Source organism: Pseudoalteromonas sp. NSLLW218 (genome assembly GCF_015864775.1).
Lineage (GTDB): Bacteria > Pseudomonadota > Gammaproteobacteria > Enterobacterales > Alteromonadaceae > Pseudoalteromonas.
Genome location: NZ_JADYWO010000003.1, coordinates 1 through 18539, shown reverse-complemented (window position 1 = coordinate 18539; position 18539 = coordinate 1). Strand labels below are relative to the sequence as shown.

The following is an 18539-nucleotide window of genomic DNA, read 5'->3' as shown; positions in this document are numbered from 1 at the left end:
GCTTAATCTCGTGTTGTTACACGTTCAATGCGTTTTTCAAAGCTGCCTTTAATAACGCGATTTACAAAAATACCTGGGGTATGAATTTGGCTTGGTTCAAGCTCACCCGGCTCTACAATTTCTTCTACTTCGGCAACGGTAATTTTGCCAGCTGTTGCAGCCATTGGATTAAAGTTCATGGCGGTATGTCTAAACACTAAATTACCAAAGCGATCGGCTTTCCATGCTTTTACTATGGCAAATTCACCTGTTATAGACTCTTCTAAAATGTACGGGCGACCATTAAATTCTTTTACGTCTTTGCCTTCAGCAACTGGAGTGCCGTAACCGGTGGCGGTGTAAAACGCAGGTATACCCGCGCCACCAGCACGCATTTTTTCAGCAAGTGTACCTTGTGGTGTAAGCTCTACATCAATTTCGCCACTTAATAACTGCTGCTCGAATAGGGCGTTTTCACCAACGTACGAGGCAACTACTTTTTTGATTTGTTTGTCTTGTAATAAAATACCTAAACCAAAGTCATCAACACCACAGTTATTAGATACCACGGTTAAGTCTTTTGTTTGCATGTGCTTAATTTGTTTAATTAAGCCCTCAGGAATACCACATAAACCAAAACCACCGGCAATAATGGTATCGCCATCTTTTAATCCTTCCATTGCAGCTTCGTAGCTATAAACTACCTTATCAAAACCGGCCATGAGTCTCTCCTCAATGTGTGCTATTTGTTGTTAACTATCCTGAATCATCATTTTATAAGATAGCTATTTAGTGTGCAGTGCCACAGATACTTTACTCACAGGTTGCTTACCAAGTGCTTTGGTGATCTCCCAACCAGCGTCACTCAACCTTTGTAAATCAATTCCGTGTTCAATGCCAAGCCCTTGCAGTAAGTAAACTACATCTTCGGTGGCAACATTTCCTGACGCCCCCTTAGCATAAGGACAGCCACCAAGGCCTGCAACTGCCGCGTCAACCGTTGCTATACCTAGGCTTAAAGCTGCGTAAATATTTGTGAGCGCTTGGCCGTAAGTATCATGAAAATGCACAGCCAACTTAGTTTTGTCAATGTGCGTTAAAAGTAACTCTATTAATTGCGTTACTTTTTTAGCGGTGCCAATACCTATGGTATCGCCAAGGCTTACTTCGTAACACCCTAAATCTAATAGCTTTTGCGATACACTTAATACTGCCTGTGGGTTGATCTCACCCTCATAGGGGCAACCTAGCACACAGCTTACATAACCACGTACGCGGATGTTATTAGCTTTAGCAAACGCCATTACCTCGCTAAAGCGTTCAATACTTTGCTCTATTGAGCAGTTTATGTTTTTTTGACAAAACGACTCACTTGCAGCGGTAAATATAGCAAATTCTTTAATGCCGACAACGTGCGCTGCTTGTGCACCTTTTAAGTTAGGTGTAAGAGCGCTTAAATTTACATCGGGCAAATTAAGGGCTGATATTACATCCGCTGAGTCTGCCATTTGCGGCACCCATTTAGGAGAAACAAACGCGCCAGCTTCAATATCTTTTAATCCTGCAGCACTTAGGGCGTTAATAAGCGCTACTTTATCAGCTGTGCTTACTGTTTTTTCGTTTTGTAGACCGTCTCGCGCACCAACTTCAACAATACGTACTTTACTTGGAAAGGCATTCATTATGCACCTTCCTCAGTCATATCTTCTACTATCGCAAGCAGGGCACCATGGGTTACTAATTCGCCTTCACCAAAACAATAACTTTTTAAAATGCCGTCATGCGGTGCGTTAAGCGTGTATTCCATTTTCATGGCTTCAATAATAACAACCGCATCGCCTTTGGAAATTGTGCTACCAATGTCGATAAGATGTTTTACTACTGTGCCATTGAGCGGGGCGGCAAGTGGCAGAGCTTCGCTTTCGTGCGAACTAATATAATGTTTATCAACTAGTTCAAGCTTAGTTTGCAGTGCTTTATTCATCACCGTTACACTATTACCTACCGTATTATTATCTACCGTAGTTACGTGTGAGCTGTGTTTTTCGCCATTAATAAATACACTGCAAAGATTGTTATTTAATGTGCCTTGTAGGTTAAATACGTGCTCGTTATGCGTAATACTATAACCCGCTTTCGTTTTTATAGCGCTTAGCTGTAAATCGGCAAAAGGGACTTTAATTGCTTGCGGAGCATTGAGTGTAAAACCGCTTAGTTGTTGCCAAGGGCTAGCACTGTTTTGCGCATTTTGGGTGCTAGTTAACGATTCTAAATAGGCAAAAGCACCAATAAGCTGACTTGCTTGCAATAACGATTCATCAACCGCAACTAACGAATCACCTTGCTCTGCAATAAAGTGTGTACTTGGCGCACCTTTTTTAAACGCAGGGTGGCTTGCTAAGTTATGTAAAAAGCCAATGTTAGTGCTAAAACCCGCTAAATGAAATTGTTCAAGGGCGTGTTGTAAGCGGCTCAATGCTTGTTCGCGATTATCATCGTGCACAATAAGTTTTGCAATCATCGGGTCGTAAAACGGACTGATTTCGTCGCCTTGAGCAATGCCTGTATCAATGCGCACAAATTCGCTGTCAAGCGGTGTGTGTAACGCTTCAATAGTGCCCGAACATGGTATAAAGTCGTTAGCTGGATCTTCTGCGTATATACGCGCTTCAAAGCTATGACCCTGCAATTGAATATCACTTTGTTCCAGCAGTAGTGTTTGCCCGCCTGCAATATTAATTTGCCAATTGACTAAATCTACACCGGTTACCATTTCGGTTACAGGGTGTTCTACTTGAAGGCGCGTGTTCATTTCCATAAAGAAAAATTCATCGCCACACAGTAAAAACTCAACAGTACCTGCACCACGGTAATTTATAGCCAAAGCACAACGTACAGCCGCTTCGCCCATTTCTTTGCGTAGCTCGTCAGATAAACCCGGAGCAGGGGCCTCTTCAATTACTTTTTGATGACGACGTTGCAAAGAACAATCACGATCGCCTAAATAAACACAGTTACCGTAATTGTCTGCAAAGACTTGCACTTCAACATGGCGAGGCTGGTTTACATAGCGCTCAAGCAATACTAAATCGTTACCAAAACCGGCAATCGCTTCACGTTGTGCGCCCTCAAGTGCACTCATAAATTGTTTGGCGTTTTGTACAACGCGCATACCTTTACCACCGCCACCAAAGGCGGCTTTAATTAGTACAGGGTAGCCAATTTTTTCAGCTTCACTTTGTAAAAAGGCAGGATCTTGTTTTTCACCGTAATAACCAGGCACTAGCGGCACGTTAGCAGCTGCCATTATTTCTTTAGCGCGGGTTTTAGACCCCATAGCTTCAATGCTACTTGCTGATGGTCCTACAAAAGCAATGTTATTAGCTTCGCAGGCTTTAGCAAATTCGCTGTTTTCAGATAAAAAACCATACCCTGGATGAATACAATCAGCGCCGCAGTCTTTGGCAACTTGCAAAATTTTGTCTGCTACCAAATACGAATCTTTACTTGGCGCGGCACCTATATGGTAAGCCTCGTCAGCCATTTTTACGTGCTGGGCATGTTTGTCTGCATCAGAATAAACCGCGACCGTGGTTAAGCCCATTTGTTTTGCGCTGCGCATTACTCGGCACGCAATTTCTCCGCGATTGGCAATCAGTATTTTTTGTAATCGTTGTGTGTTCATAATCAATCCTACAGTTGCCAAGCGGGTGGGCGTTTATCAAAAAAAGCAGTTAGCCCTTCTTGACCTTCTTCAGATACGCGAATTTTTGCAATACGCTCTGCGGTAAGCTCAATGAGTTCATCGGTTATTGGTTTATTTGCTACATCGTTAATTAATGCTTTTGCGGCTTTTACTGCTACAGGTCCGTTATCAATTAGTGTTTGCAGCATATTATCGACCGCACAGTCTAAATTACCGGTTACTTGATGAATTAAACCAAGTTGTTTAGCAGTATGGGCATCAAACACTTCAGCCGTTAAAAAGTACCTACGAGCAGCACGTTCACCAATCGCTTTAATGACATATGGGCTAATAACCGCAGGAATAAGGCCCAACTTTACTTCACTTAAACAAAATTGCGCATCGTCTTTACTAAGGGCTATGTCGCAACAGGCAATTAAGCCCAGTGCACCACCAAAAGCAGCACCTTGCACAGCGCAAATTGTTGGATGCGGCGAGCTTGCCAATACCTGCATTAATTTAGCTAATTGCATTGAATCAGCTAGGTTATCGGCGTAGTTGTTATCCGCCATCGATTTCATCCAGGCTAAATCGGCACCGGCTGAAAAATGCTTGCCCTCAGTTTTTAAAACTAAAGCACGAATATCAAGCGTATTTGCATGTTCGATACACTGAATCAGCTCGTGTATTACTTCGCTATTAAATGCGTTTCTTTTTTCTGGGCGGCTTAACACAAGTACAGCCACATTAGATTTTGTTATTTGTAGTGTTACTGACATTTTGCGCTCCGTTTACATCCTAAATACGCCAAATTTCGAATCACGTTTTGGTGCGTTGTTTGCAGCCGTTAACGCGAGCCCTAATACATTACGCGTGTCGGCAGGATCTATAATGCCGTCATCCCACAAGCGTGCGCTGGCGTAATACGGATGACCTTGTTCTTCGTACTGATCAATAATTGGCTTTTTAAAGTCACTTATTTCTTGCTCGCTCATGCTTTGACCTTTGCGTGCTAAACCATCTTGTTTAACTTGTGCCATTACACCCGCTGCTTGCTCGCCGCCCATAACCGAAATACGGGCATTAGGCCACATCCACATCATGGTTGGTTCAAATGCACGGCCACACATTCCGTAGTTACCTGCGCCGTAAGAGCCGCCAATAAGTACTGTAAATTTAGGCACATCAGCACACGAAACAGCCATCACCATTTTAGCACCGTGCTTTGCAATGCCTTCGGCTTCATATTTTTTACCCACCATAAAGCCGGTAATATTTTGTAAAAACACTAAAGGAATATTGCGCTGAGCACACAGCTGAATAAAGTGCGCGCCTTTTTGCGCCGACTCACTAAATAAAATACCGTTATTAGCCACTATGCCAACCGGATTGCCATAAATGCTGGCAAAACCGGTAACTAACGTTTCACCAAAATAGCGTTTAAATTCATCAAATGATGAGTCATCTACAGTGCGCGCTATTACTTCTCGTACATCAAATGGCTTTTTAAGGTCGGTACCTACAATGCCGTAAAGTTCGTTAATATCGTAACGCGGTGGTTTTACATCTTCTAGCTCTTGTTTAAGTAATGGCGCATTAGGGCGTGTGTAGTTAATGCGCTCAATACATTGGCGCGCAATAGACAGGGCATGAGCATCGTTTTCAGCGTAGTGATCGGCAACACCCGACACTTTACAGTGCACATCGGCGCCGCCTAGTTCTTCGGCTGTTACTTCCTCGCCGGTGGCTGCCTTTACAAGCGGCGGACCTGCTAAAAATATAGTGCCTTGATCTTTTACAATAATGCTTTCATCGGCCATTGCAGGTACGTACGCACCACCTGCGGTACACAGCCCCATTACCACGGCAATTTGTGAAATACCTTTACCCGACATACGGGCTTGATTGTAAAAAATACGACCAAAATGCAGCTTATCCGGAAATACATCATCTTGCTCTGGCAGGTTTGCACCGCCCGAATCCACAAGATAAATACACGGTAAGTGGCAGCGCTCTGCGATGTCTTGTGCACGTAAATGCTTTTTAACAGTAAGCGGAAAATACGTACCGCCTTTAACCGTGGCATCGTTTGCAATAATCATACATTCAATGCCTTTTACACGGCCAATACCAGCTACAACACCGGCGCACGGTATTGCTTGCTCGTAAACACCAAAGGCAGCAAATTGTGAAATTTCTAAAAACGGTGAGCCTTCGTCAATTAACGTACTTATACGATCGCGTACAAATAATTTACCACGGCCTTCGTGGCGCTCCTTTAATGCAGCGCCTCCGCCTTGGCTAATTGTTGCTACCTTACTGCGTAAATCGTCCACCAGCGCCGACATGTTTTTATGGTTTTGTACAAACGTTGGGTCGTGGGGGTTTACGCTCGATTTTAAAATCGTCATGGTTTAATCCTTAACGGCTTTCAGTGAAAAGTTCGCGACCAATAAGCATGCGGCGTATTTCAGATGTACCTGCACCAATTTCGTATAATTTAGCGTCACGCAGCAAGCGGCCTGTGGCGTATTCATTTATGTAGCCATTGCCACCTAAAATTTGAATCGCATCAAGCGCCATTTTAGTTGCAAGCTCTGCGGCGTATAAAATAGCACCGGCTGCATCTTTACGGGTGGTTTCGCCACGGTCACAAGAACGAGCTACCGTGTATACGTATGAGCGCGCAGCATTCATTTGTGTATACATGTCGGCTACTTTGCCTTGAATTAACTGAAATTGACCAATAGGGGTGTCAAACTGTTTACGCTCATGAATGTACGGAACTACTATGTCCATACACGCTTGCATTATGCCAAGCGGGCCTGCTGCAAGTACTACGCGTTCGTAATCAAGGCCACTCATAAGTACTTTAACGCCTTCGTTTAAGTTACCTAAAATGTTTTCCTCTGGCACTTCACAGTTTTCAAATACAAGTTCACAGGTGTTTGAGCCACGCATGCCCAGTTTGTCGAGCTTTTGCGCCGTTGAAAAACCAGGGAAGTTGCTCTCAACAATAAACGCGGTAATGCCTTTAGCGCCGGCATCTAAATCTGTTTTAGCATAAATAACGAGTGTGTGTGCGTCAGGGCCATTGGTGATCCACATTTTATTGCCGTTTAAAATGTACTTATCGCCTTTTTTTTCGGCTTTGAGTTTCATCGATACAACGTCAGAGCCCGCATTAGGCTCGCTCATTGCTAGGGCGCCAATATGTTCACCACTAATAAGCTTTGGTAAGTATTTTTCTTTTTGAGCTTGTGTGCCGTTACGGTTGATTTGATTAACACACAGGTTTGAATGCGCGCCATAGCTTAGGCCAATAGAGGCACTTGCACGGCTAATTTCTTCCATGGCAATAACATGTTCTAAGTAACCTAACCCTGCGCCGCCTAGCTCTTCAGATACGGTCATACCCAGTACGCCCATTTCGCCCATTTGTGTCCAAAGTTGATTTGGAAAAGCGTTATCTAAATCAGTTTTTTCAGCAAGCGGGGCAATTTCCTGACTCGCAAAACTGTTTACATGGTCGCGGATCATATCGGCGGTTTCGCCTAGGCCAAAGTTCATTTCTTTATATAGTGAAATAGTGCTCATGATTCATTCCTGTGTGGGGATGTGTGTTGTCAGTGTCTTGTTATTTTTAAAATAAACTTACTCGTCTATTTTGTTTAGCGTGTCTCTGCAGCGGCGCTCGGCTGTCACCAACTCCATAAGAACAACTTTAATGTCGTCCATTTGTTGAGATAGGTCGGATTTTTTTTCTGAAATAAGGTCAAGCATCGTAACCAGCTGCTTTGCGCTTGATTTATCTGCGTCGTACAGTTCAAACAAACGACCCGTTTCGGCCAATGTAAAGCCCAATCGTTTACCACGTAATATTAGTTTTAAACGCACTTTGTCGCGTTTTGAATAAATACGGGTTTGACCATTACGTTCTGGAGTTATTAGTCCTTGGTCTTCGTAAAAACGAATAGAGCGGGTAGTAATGTCAAACTCTTTAGCGAGTTCGCTAATGCTAAATGTTTGTTCATTACTGGCCGGTATATTGGCTGAGCTTGCAAAGTTTGTTTGATTATCTGGTTTCATAGTTGTATTTACCTCATTCGAATAACTCCAATATAAGTGAAGTTTACGTAAAGGTAAAGCTTGGTGTGATTTGAAACTATTTACAAAGGAGTGTTGGTGTGAAATTTTAATTTATACTACTAATATTCAATGACTTAACTTTGCTTTCTCAGTGTTGACCTACTACTGGAAAATAAAGCTTACACTTTTAAAACTAAAAATTAAGCTGTTTTTAGTTGACGTTGGCGTAAACGTTAGTATTGTGTATGAGTATTAAATAATAAATGAATACTAAATTAATAGAGCAAATATACTAACAACTATTTGCATTAAATTACAACGGAGTTAGTCATGACTTTAGAATCAGTGGTAATTGTAGCAGCAAAACGTACCCCAATGGGTGGTTTTATGGGAGCGTTAAGTGATGCGCAGTCTACCGAGCTTGGCGCAACCGCCATTGCCAGCGCACTTGCACAAACTGGTTTAGCTAATAACGCAATAGACGAAGTAATTATGGGCTGTGTATTACCAGCAGGCCTTGGACAAGCGCCTGCTCGCCAAGCAATGTTAAAAGCAGGCCTTGCACTTAGTACGGGTGCTACAACAATTAACAAAGTATGTGGCTCTGGTTTAAAAGCAGCCATGCTTGCAAATGATTTAATTAAAGCGGGCTCTATTCAATCTGCTATTGCCGGTGGCATGGAAAGCATGACAAACGCACCATACTTTATTCCAAAAGCACGTGGTGGAATGCGAATGGGTCATGGCGAAATAAAAGATCACATGATGAGCGACGGCCTTGAAGACGCCTACGATAACAAAGCAATGGGCTGTTTTGCACAAGACACCGCCGACGAGTACGGCATTGGCCGCGAGCAAATGGATGCGTTTGCACTGGGCTCATTAAGTAAAGCAAAAGCCGCTATAAAAAACGGTAGCTTCGATAACGAAGTTGCACCCCATACTATGCAAACACGTAAAGGTGACGTAACAGTATCGATTGATGAGCAACCAGGTAACGCCCGTCCAGAAAAAATCCCAAGCTTACGTGCAGCCTTTAAAAAAGATGGAACCATTACAGCGGCTAATTCATCGTCAATTTCAGACGGTGGCGCGGCGCTTATATTAATGAGCGAATCAAAAGCAAAAGAGCAGGGCTTAACACCGCTTTGTAAAATTGTAGCGCACAGTACACATTCTCAAAAACCAAGTGAATTTACAGTTGCGCCAGTAGGAGCTATGAACAGCGTGCTTGAAAAAGCAGGTTGGTCTGTAAACGATGTTGACCTTTGGGAAATTAACGAAGCATTTGCCATGGTAACCATGCTGGCTATTAACGAGTTAAAACTTGATGAAAGCAAAGTAAACGTTAATGGCGGTGCATGTGCACTTGGCCACCCAATTGGTGCAAGTGGCGCGCGTATTTTAGTAACGCTTATTCATGCTCTTAAAAACCGAGGCCTTAAAAAAGGCATTGCGTCTTTATGTATTGGTGGTGGTGAAGCGGTTGCTATGGCTGTAGAAGCTTACTAAATAGGTATTTAACAGCAACATGAAGAGTTAAACGAATACCTAAATTAATAACTATAAAAGCGCTGCACTAATAATACTAATAAAGCGGCGCTACCAATTTCAAAAGAGAACACACAACTCACACACTAGGATTTAATCATGCACCAAGTTCCACTACTTATTAATGGCAAATTTATTCAATCAGCGTCAAAAGAGCTTATCGATGTTATAAACCCAGCAACTCAAGAAGTACTTGCACAAGTGCCATGTACCACAGAGTCAGAAATGGACGCGGCAATTGCCTCAGCCTCAGAGACGTTTAAAACATGGAAAGACGTACCCATTACTGAACGTGCTCGCATTATGATGAAGTACGCTGCGCTATTAAAAGAACACCATGATGAGCTTGCTACCATTATTTGCCATGAATTGGGTAAAACATTTGAAGATGCAAAAGGCGATGTTTGGCGTGGTATTGAAGTAGTAGAACAAGCCGCTAACGCACCATCATTAATGATGGGTGAAACAATGGAAAACGTAGCGCGCAAAATCGATACGTATTCTTACATGCAGCCACTTGGCGTGTGTGCAGGTGTTACCCCGTTTAACTTCCCTGCAATGATCCCACTTTGGATGTTCCCGCTGGCTATTGTGTGTGGTAACACCTTTATTTTAAAACCGTCTGAACAAGATCCACTTACACCAATGCGTTTAGCAGAGCTATTTATTGAAGCCGGCGCACCAAAAGGCGTATTACAAGTTGTACACGGTACAAAACCACAAGTAGATCGCTTACTAGAAGACAAAGCAGTACGCGCTATTTCGTTTGTTGGCTCATGTGGCGTAGGTGCTTATATTTATTCTAAAGGCACACAAAATCTTAAACGTGTGCAAGCGTGTGTTGGTGCTAAAAACCACATGGTTATTATGCCTGATGCAAGTAAATCGCACGTTGTAAACAACCTAGTAGGCGCATCAGTCGGTGCTGCTGGCCAGCGTTGTATGGGTATTTCGGTTGCTGTATTTGTCGGTCAGGCAAGTGAATGGGTAGACGAAATTAAAGCAGGCTTTGAAAATGTACGCCCAGGCGTGTGGGATGATGCAAATGCTGCATACGGACCGCAAACATCAAAAGCAGCAAAAGCACGTATTTTATCACTTATTGCCGGTGGTAAAGAGCAAGGTGCTACTTGTCTAATTGATGGTTCTGACTTTACGGTTGAAGGCTTTGAGCAAGGTAACTGGGTTGGTCCAACGTTATTTACTGATGTTACAAAAGAGATGGATTTATACAAAGAAGAAATATTTGGCCCAGTACTGGCGTGTATGTTTGTAGACACGCTTGATGAAGCAATCGCACTTATTAACGACAGCCCTTACGGTAATGGCACCTCATTATTTACGTCAAGCGGCGCAGTGGCTCGTAAATTCCAACACGAAATTGAAGTAGGCCAAGTAGGTATTAATGTGCCAATTCCGGTGCCACTTCCGTTCTTTTCGTTCACTGGATGGAAAGGCTCGTTTTACGGCGATACACACACGTACGGTAAACAAGGTATTCGTTTTTACACAGAAACTAAAACGATTACCTCACGTTGGTTTGAAGACGACATTGCGTCGGGTCCAAACATGAGTATTAACTTAAAGTAATCATGATTAAAACGAATAACTAATAATAAAAAAGATGGGCGCGAAGGCTACTTCACACACAACACACACATAAGTCTTCGCTGCTCGTCACTAACTATCCCCTTAATGGGAAAGCGACACGCAACAAACACACAACAACAAACACACAACTAAAGAGGTCTCTACCATGGACTTTAACTTATCAGAAGATCAACAAGCCTTTGCGCAAACTGCAAGACAATTTGCCGAGTCGGAACTTACACCCTATGCGGCAAAATGGGATCGCGAACATATTTTTCCTAAAGACACGATTAAAGCAGCAGGCGAGCTTGGTTTTTGTGGTTTATACACGCCAGAGGAAGCTGGCGGCCTTGGCTTATCACGTTTAGATTCGAGCATTATTTTTGAACAGCTTGCTATGGGCTGTACCGCAACAACGGCCATGTTAACCATTCATAATATGGCCACGTGGATGGTAGCAAGTTTTGGTACCGATGCCGTTAAAGACAAATACGTAGAGCAATTAGTAATGGGCGAGCTACTTGCCTCTTACTGTTTAACAGAGCCAGGCTCTGGCTCAGACGCCGCATCACTTAAAACAAAAGCCGTGCTTGAGGGTGATGAGTACGTTATTAACGGCTCAAAAATGTTTATATCGGGCGCTGGCGAAACCGAAGTATTAGTTGTAATGGCACGTACAGGCGGCGAAGGTGCTGCTGGTATTTCGGCATTTGTAGTCCCGGCCGACGCAAAAGGTGTTGAATACGGCAAAGCAGAAGAAAAAATGGGTTGGAACGCACAACCTACACGCCTAATTAGCTTTGAAGATGTGCGCATTCCTGCGCATAACTTATTAGGGGCAGAGGGCGAAGGCTTTAAATTTGCGATGCAAGGCCTTGATGGCGGTCGAATTAACATTGCCACATGTTCAATTGGTACAGCGCAAGCAGCGCTTAATACCGCCCGCGAATACTTAAAAGAGCGCACTCAATTTGGTAAACCATTGGCTGCGTTTCAAGCACTGCAATTTAAAATTGCCGATATGAACACCGAACTGGTAGCCGCGCGCCAAATGGTTAGGCTTGCTGCGTTTAAACTTGATAATAACGATGTTGAAAAAACAACTTACTGCGCCATGGCTAAACGCTTTGCTACTGATGTTGGCTTTACCGTGTGTAACGACGCACTGCAAATTCATGGCGGTTACGGTTACATAAAAGAATACCCGCTTGAACGTCATGTACGTGACGTACGAGTTCATCAAATTTTAGAAGGCACTAACGAAATCATGCGTGTAATTATTGCGCGCCGTATTTTAGCGCAGTCAGCAAGCGACGTTTTATAAGGAGCAATTTATGTCAGAATCTAATCCGAGTATTGAACTAACAACCGAAGGTCATGTTGCAATTTTAACTATGTCTAATCCGCCAGCAAACACGTGGACAAAAGACACCTTAGTTGATTTAAAAAATACCGTTAACGCGCTTAATAACAATAAAAATATTTATGCATTAGTACTAACTGGCGAAGGCGAGAAGTTTTTTAGCGCGGGTGCCGACCTAAACGTATTTGCATGTGGCGATAAAGGCGTAGCTGCTGATATGTCGCGTGTATTTGGTGAAGCATTTGAAGCGCTTACTAATTTTAGAGGCGTGTCGGTTGCTGCCATTAACGGTTACGCAATGGGCGGCGGGCTAGAGGTGGCGCTTGGGTGCGATATACGTATTGCGGAAGAGCAAGCACAAATGGCATTGCCTGAAGCTAAAGTAGGGTTATTACCCTGTGCGGGTGGTACACAAAATTTAGCATGGCTTGTAGGCGAAGGCTGGGCAAAACGCATGATTTTATGCGGCGAGCGCTTGAAAGCCGATAAAGCCCTACAAATTGGCTTAGTAGAAGAAGTAGTACCACACGGTGAAAGCTTTGCAGCGGCATTAAAGCTTGCCAACCAAGTGGCCGATCAAAGCCCCACCTCAGTTGCAGCATGTAAAACATTGATTCAAAAAGGGCGTCATCAACCGATGGCAAGTGTATTGCCTCTTGAGCGTGAATTGTTTGTTGGATTGTTTGATACACAAGATCAACAAGAAGGCGTAAATGCCTTTTTAGAAAAACGCCGCGCTAACTGGGTAAACGGCTAATGAGTGCTTTAACAGTATTAAATAACGCCGATGAGCCCGTAGTATTTGAAACCGCAACCGCAGAAAATGGCAGTTTAATTGGGCTTATTACACTCAACGCGCCAAAAGCCTTAAATGCACTTAATTTTGAGATGATCAAGTTACTTGAACCGCAGCTGCGAGCTTGGCAAGACGATGATGCTATTGCAATGGTGTTGTTAAAAGGCGCAGGCGATAAAGCATTTTGTGCTGGTGGCGATGTTGTCAGCCTTCATCATGCGATGGAGCAAGGTAAACCAACAAGCCTAGTTGAAGAGTTTTTTACACTAGAGTACAAACTTGATTACCTTATTCATACCTTTGATAAACCAATCCTTGTTTGGGGTAACGGCATAGTAATGGGCGGCGGTTTAGGGTTAATGGCCGGTGCTAGCCACCGCGTTGTAACCGAAACATCACGCATTGCCATGCCAGAGCAAACCATAGGTTTATACCCTGATGTAGGCGGCAGTTACTTTTTACATAAAATGCCACAAAGTGTGGGGCTATTTTTAGGGCTAACGTCGGCATCAATTAACTGCGACGACGCGCGTTTTGTATCGCTTGCAGATCACTTTATCGATAGTAATAAATATGATGCCATGCTTGCGCAAATTTTAACTGCAAAGTGGGGCAAAACTGCGAGCTTAAATCATGATCGATTAACCGATTTGCTCACCGATTTAGACAACCAGTCGGCGCGTATGCCTAAAGGCAATATAAAAGCTAACCTAAAAACGATTCAAAAACTGGGTGAGTTTAAAACCTTGCAAGAGCAGGTTAATTATATTTTAGGGCTAACCACTGATGACAAGTGGTTACAACGCGCTCAAAAATCACTTAAACACGGATGCCCATTAAGTTGTGCACTCGTTAGTGAGCAATTAAAAACCAGCAAAGGCAAAAGCTTATTAGCGTGTTTTAAAATGGAGCTAGGTATGTCGGTTCGTGCTGGCGAAGTAGGTGAGTTTCAAGAAGGTGTAAGGGCGTTATTAATAGATAAAGACGGCGCGCCTAATTGGCAGTACAAAACACTAAGTGATGTACCACAAACAATAATCGACAGTTTTTTTGCTAACCGCTTTGGCGAAAAACACCCTCTCAATGGCTTAGACACGCCAATACACAAATAAAGGAAAGACGATGACTAAACTAAATATTGGTTTTATCGGCTTAGGTAATATGGGCGGCCCAATGGCGGCTAACTTAATTAAAGCTGGGCATACTGTTAGTGTGTTCGATTTAAACCAGTCGGTCGTAAATAAGCTTGCAAGTAAAGGCGCAAAAGCAGCAGTTGATGCAAAGCAGTGCGCAACTAATGCTGACGTACTTATTAGTATGTTACCTGCGGGCAAACATGTTAAATCGCTTTATTTAGGTAATAACGACGACAGCGGTTTAATTAACGTGCTGAGCAAAAATACATTAGTAATTGATTGCTCAACAATAGATGCAGAATCAGCACGTATTGTAGGCAGTACACTTGGCGAGCAGGGCATTAGCTTTGTAGATGCACCGGTATCGGGTGGCGTTGCAGGCGCAACTGCTGGCACTCTTACCTTTATTGTAGGTGGCGAAAAAGCAGCGTTCGATAAAGCAAATACAGTGCTTAGTGATATGGGTAAAAACATATTTCATGCAGGCGATATTGGCGCAGGGCAAGTAGCAAAAATATGTAATAACATGCTACTCAGTATTTTAATGGCAGGCACCAGCGAAGCACTGCAAATGGGTATAAATAACGGCCTCGATCCTAAAGTACTTAGCGACATAATGACCGCAAGTTCGGGCCGTAACTGGACGCTTGAACTTTACAACCCTTGCCCAGGTGTAATGGATACCGCACCGGCTAGTAACGATTACAAACCAGGCTTTATGGTTGATTTAATGGCTAAAGACCTAGGCCTTGCCATGGAAGCCGCGCAGCAAAGTAATTCATCAACCCCAATGGGTTCAATGGCTAAAAATTTATACACTATGCTACAGCACCAAGGTGCGGGTAGTGATGACTTTAGTGCCATTTTTAAACTGTTTTCTAAGTAGGAGCAACGCGTGGAAATTAAAAGTAACACGGTAGTAATAACCGGTGGCGCACAAGGTTTAGGCTTTGCAATGGCGCAAAAGTTTGCACTTATGGGCGCTAACATTGCTTTAATAGATATGGCACAAGACTTATTAAACACCGCATGCGAGCAACTCATGCAATTAACACAGCTTGAAGGTGTATCTGGCACTATTAAAGGTTATGCCGCAAACGTAACAAATGAGAGCGAAGTAGAAAACGTATTTAATACCATTAACAGCAATTTTGGCCACATTGGTGTGCTTATAAACAACGCCGGTATTTTACGCGACGGCATGTTTATAAAAGCTAAAGACGGTAAAGTCGTAAAAAAAATGTCTCTTGAGCAATTTCAATCAGTGATTGATGTAAACCTGACCGGTGTGTTTTTAGCTGGGCGGGAAGCCGCAAGCCACATGATTGAATCAGGTAAAGGCGGCGTTATAGTTAATATGTCGAGCGTAGCGCGCGCAGGTAACATAGGCCAAACAAATTACGCGGCATCAAAAGCAGGCGTAGTGGCACTTACCACCACATGGGCTAAAGAACTTGGTCGATTTGGTATACGCGTAGGCGCTATTGCACCAGGTGTTATAAGCACCGCCATGACCGACGCCATGAAGCCCGAAGCCAAACAACGTATGCTTGCAGTAACGCCAGTAGGGCGCTTAGGCGAAAGCGACGAAATTGCCCATACTGCACAATACATAATCGAAAACGACTTTTTTACCGGTCGCGTGGTGGAAATAGACGGCGGAATTCGTTTGTAAAACAAGCGGGATTAAGATTGATTTAAAAAGCATGGCGCTTGTGGGCTGTGCTTTTTTATTTTAAATCGGGGAGATTTATAAACTTGAAAAAGGGCTGATAACACCATTGGCACCTTGCTGCAATGCATGAGTATAAATTTGTGTGGTTTTAACATCAGAATGGCCAAGCTGAGCTTGAACAGTTCTTATATCGGCGCCATTTTGCAGTAGATGAGTAGCAAAAGAGTGCCTTAATGTATGAGGTGTTATTATTTTTGTTAACCCTGATTTTTGGACGGCTTTTTTAACCTCTTTTCTAATACAAGAGTGATGAAAATGATGTCGCCTTATTTCACCACTTTAAGGATCTGAACTTAACATATGAGAAGGAAATAAATACTGCCATGCTAGTGTTTTTGCGGCTGAAGGATATTTTTTTGTTAAGGCATATGGCATCCACGCGCCGGCATATTTAGTGTTATTTAAATCAAGCTTTAGGTAGTCATCAACGTTTAAAATTTGAGTTCTCAGCATAGGGACCAGCTCTGTAGCGAGCGTTACAATACGATGTTTATTTCCTTTGCCATTCCATACTTGAATACATTTATAATCAAAATCAATATCTTTCACCCTTAATTGCACCGCTTCCATTACTCTTAAACCACTTCCATACATAAGTGCTGCAATTAAATAATAGCGCTTATTTAAATGAGCCATCAACATTTTAACTTCCTCTGGGGTCATCACGACAGGGAGCTTTGCTTGTTTTTTACTACGGGCAAAATTTAAATTTAATGAAAGTTCGTTTTTTATTATATGTTTGTATAAAAATGACAATGAATTGAGTGCAGTGGCTTGCGTACGTGGTGCAACGTTTTGCTTTAACACTAAATGTTCTAAGTAGCACTCGACTTCATTGTCTCCCATTGAGGCGGGATGGCGTTTATTATGAAAATGGATATAAGATGCAATCCATCTTAGGTAGGTATCTACGGTGCGTAATGAATACTGACGTACCAACATATAATCGGCTATATAATTTAAAAATGGGGAACGTGTTTTCATACTATTACCAATAATGGCGCTGTTTTTATATACAGTATAGTTGTGATGCACACATATTCAAGGAAATGAGCGGCGAGCGCATTTTGTCTTTTATTGAGAGTTTGAATGCTAATAAAAATTATATATAGCAATGTGTTAAGTTATTTGGTAAAAATGATTTATAAAATACATGAGCGTATCGTTGGCAGATATATGCGCGATGAGCGCACTATAAAATTGTTATACAACTCTAAGGATATGTGTTTATGTCAACTGAATATGATGGAAAAAGAATTTATAAGTACATGAGTGCAAGCCAAGCTATTTATGAAATTCGTGGTGATAAAATTCATGAATATATGAGAGCGTCACAACCTGTATATCAAATCAAAGGTAATCGTATTCATAAGTATATGAGTGCGTCTCAAGCTGAGTTTGAGATTAAAGGTAATAAAATTCATAAGTTCATGAGTGCATCTCAAGCAATTTACGAAATTAAATAAGTTGTATAACAAGTTGCTCAAACGGAAAAATAACAGTTGGCCATCGCTTCGCGATTATAGCCAACCATTATTTACCGCTTAGCAAAGCGTTAGCGGTATAAGTATGGAGCCTAAACTCATTTGGTTTTTTCTATTTGCGTTCTCAATCATAGGTATGATTTTTGCCACAAATAGAGCAAGCAAAAACGTGGTAGATGATTTCGAGATAGTAATTAAAACCATTCCATGGTGGCAGAGATTAATTTATGGTTTGCTTGATGTTTATCCTTTTCATTTGCTAAATCCAAGAGGTAAAAAGTGGCAAACGATAGTCTTTTTTCTACTTATACCTGCTTTCATAGGCGGGTATCATTTAGGTCAAATGGTCGTAAAATAGTATGTTACTTAGAAAAACCACTAACAAGCAAAGTCAGAAACGGACGCGCTAACGCGCGCCGCTGCTTTGGGCGTTAGGCTTTTTTCATACTTTGGAGATAATAAAGTGTCTGGAAATGTAGTTGACCACAAAGAATTACCTGAAAATTTTCCTACACACTCCCATGATGGAGAATTTTGGGAAAAATTAGGTAGAACGATTGCTACTTTCGGTTTCTTGGAAGATACCCTAGCTAAAGCTATATTTGCGTTTACCGCCACAACCGAGTACAAAACAGAAGATATCGATAAAGTATTCTCAGAATGGATTCCTAAGTTAGAGCGTTCCCTATCAGATCCTCTTGGAGGTTTAATTGATACTTATGGTAAAGCTGTTCGTTCTCATTCTAACGGTACAATTGATAACTTTGATTTACTAATCGAGGATATTAAAAAAGCTTCAAAACTACGTAACGTTTTATGCCATGGGTCGTGGGGAAGCCCTGACTCAAACGGAGCTTCAATACCTTTCTTTATTAATAAACAAAAAGAAAAATTTGAAACTCCAATAAATATCAATTTTTTAATTCAGGTACAAAAACACACCTGTGACCTTATTTGTTCTGTTATCAATACAGTAACTCACATGGGATGGCAATTTCCTGGTTCAAATGGTCCAGGGAAAGTGATTTTAAAATAGGCTAGTGTAATCAAAGCCTAACAAGTGACTATGGTGTCAATTCCTAATTTCAAACCATTTTAGGATCCCACATGACACCATCCCTCACCATAGAA

The 18539-nt window shown here is 42.3% G+C and carries 16 protein-coding genes and 1 pseudogene; 9 read left to right on the top strand and 8 right to left on the bottom strand.

What is annotated here, in order from left to right; translation table 11 throughout:
* Positions 1-2: 2 nt before the first annotated feature.
* From I6E80_RS04940 to I6E80_RS04910, 7 genes are all read right to left on the bottom strand, one after another.
* Entirely contained in the window at positions 3-701 is a 699-nt protein-coding gene (locus I6E80_RS04940; RefSeq protein ID WP_076926118.1) for a CoA transferase subunit A, read from the bottom strand.
* 63 nt (positions 702-764) lie between these two features.
* Positions 765-1661, bottom strand: a complete 897-nt coding sequence (locus tag I6E80_RS04935; protein WP_197184976.1) for a hydroxymethylglutaryl-CoA lyase — start codon at positions 1659-1661, stop codon at positions 765-767.
* Positions 1661-3664, bottom strand: a complete 2004-nt coding sequence (locus tag I6E80_RS04930; protein ID WP_197184975.1) for an acetyl/propionyl/methylcrotonyl-CoA carboxylase subunit alpha — start codon at positions 3662-3664, stop codon at positions 1661-1663. The genes I6E80_RS04935 and I6E80_RS04930 overlap by 1 nt, the downstream gene beginning before the upstream one ends.
* An 8-nt stretch (positions 3665-3672) precedes the next feature.
* Positions 3673-4443, bottom strand: coding sequence for an enoyl-CoA hydratase/isomerase family protein (locus I6E80_RS04925; protein ID WP_166110955.1), 771 nt, complete (start codon positions 4441-4443; stop codon positions 3673-3675).
* 12 nt (positions 4444-4455) lie between these two features.
* Positions 4456-6075, bottom strand: coding sequence for a carboxyl transferase domain-containing protein (locus I6E80_RS04920; protein WP_197184974.1), 1620 nt, complete (start codon positions 6073-6075; stop codon positions 4456-4458).
* Between the two features lie 10 nt (positions 6076-6085).
* Complete coding sequence (locus I6E80_RS04915) at positions 6086-7261, bottom strand: isovaleryl-CoA dehydrogenase (protein WP_170070948.1); 1176 nt, start codon at positions 7259-7261, stop codon at positions 6086-6088.
* 57 nt (positions 7262-7318) lie between these two features.
* The gene (locus I6E80_RS04910) at positions 7319-7753 is read right to left on the bottom strand and encodes a MerR family DNA-binding transcriptional regulator (protein ID WP_024597970.1); all 435 of its coding nucleotides are present in this window, start codon (positions 7751-7753) and stop codon (positions 7319-7321) included.
* Between the two features lie 330 nt (positions 7754-8083).
* On the opposite strand from I6E80_RS04910, the gene I6E80_RS04905 reads away from it, so the two are divergent.
* From I6E80_RS04905 to I6E80_RS04875, 7 genes are all read left to right on the top strand, one after another.
* Positions 8084-9265, top strand: coding sequence for an acetyl-CoA C-acyltransferase (locus I6E80_RS04905; protein ID WP_197184973.1), 1182 nt, complete (start codon positions 8084-8086; stop codon positions 9263-9265).
* 138 nt (positions 9266-9403) lie between these two features.
* A complete protein-coding gene (locus tag I6E80_RS04900; protein WP_197184972.1) occupies positions 9404-10894 on the top strand; it encodes a CoA-acylating methylmalonate-semialdehyde dehydrogenase in 1491 nt (496 codons plus the stop codon).
* A 166-nt stretch (positions 10895-11060) separates the two neighbouring features.
* Positions 11061-12218: an acyl-CoA dehydrogenase family protein gene (locus tag I6E80_RS04895; protein ID WP_197184971.1), complete on the top strand. Its 1158-nt coding sequence runs from the start codon at positions 11061-11063 to the stop codon at positions 12216-12218.
* Positions 12219-12228: 10 nt separating this feature from the next.
* Positions 12229-13014: an enoyl-CoA hydratase gene (locus tag I6E80_RS04890; RefSeq protein ID WP_197184970.1), complete on the top strand. Its 786-nt coding sequence runs from the start codon at positions 12229-12231 to the stop codon at positions 13012-13014.
* Positions 13014-14165, top strand: a complete 1152-nt coding sequence (locus tag I6E80_RS04885; RefSeq protein WP_197184969.1) for an enoyl-CoA hydratase/isomerase family protein — start codon at positions 13014-13016, stop codon at positions 14163-14165. The genes I6E80_RS04890 and I6E80_RS04885 overlap by 1 nt, the downstream gene beginning before the upstream one ends.
* 10 nt (positions 14166-14175) lie before the next feature.
* Positions 14176-15075 carry a 3-hydroxyisobutyrate dehydrogenase gene (gene mmsB / locus I6E80_RS04880; protein WP_197184968.1) on the top strand — a complete coding sequence of 300 codons (900 nt, stop codon included), beginning with the start codon at positions 14176-14178 and terminating at the stop codon, positions 15073-15075.
* A gap of 9 nt (positions 15076-15084) precedes the next feature.
* Complete coding sequence (locus tag I6E80_RS04875) at positions 15085-15864, top strand: SDR family oxidoreductase (RefSeq protein WP_197184967.1); 780 nt, start codon at positions 15085-15087, stop codon at positions 15862-15864.
* A 75-nt stretch (positions 15865-15939) separates the two neighbouring features.
* On the opposite strand, the pseudogene I6E80_RS04870 reads toward I6E80_RS04875, so the two are convergent.
* Positions 15940-16908, bottom strand: a pseudogene (locus tag I6E80_RS04870) (integron integrase).
* A gap of 245 nt (positions 16909-17153) precedes the next feature.
* On the opposite strand from I6E80_RS04870, the gene I6E80_RS04865 reads away from it, so the two are divergent.
* A complete protein-coding gene (locus tag I6E80_RS04865; protein WP_013796800.1) occupies positions 17154-17390 on the top strand; it encodes a hypothetical protein in 237 nt (78 codons plus the stop codon).
* Positions 17391-17871: 481 nt separating this feature from the next.
* A complete protein-coding gene (locus I6E80_RS04860; RefSeq protein WP_197184966.1) occupies positions 17872-18444 on the top strand; it encodes a hypothetical protein in 573 nt (190 codons plus the stop codon).
* Positions 18445-18539: the final 95 nt, after the last annotated feature.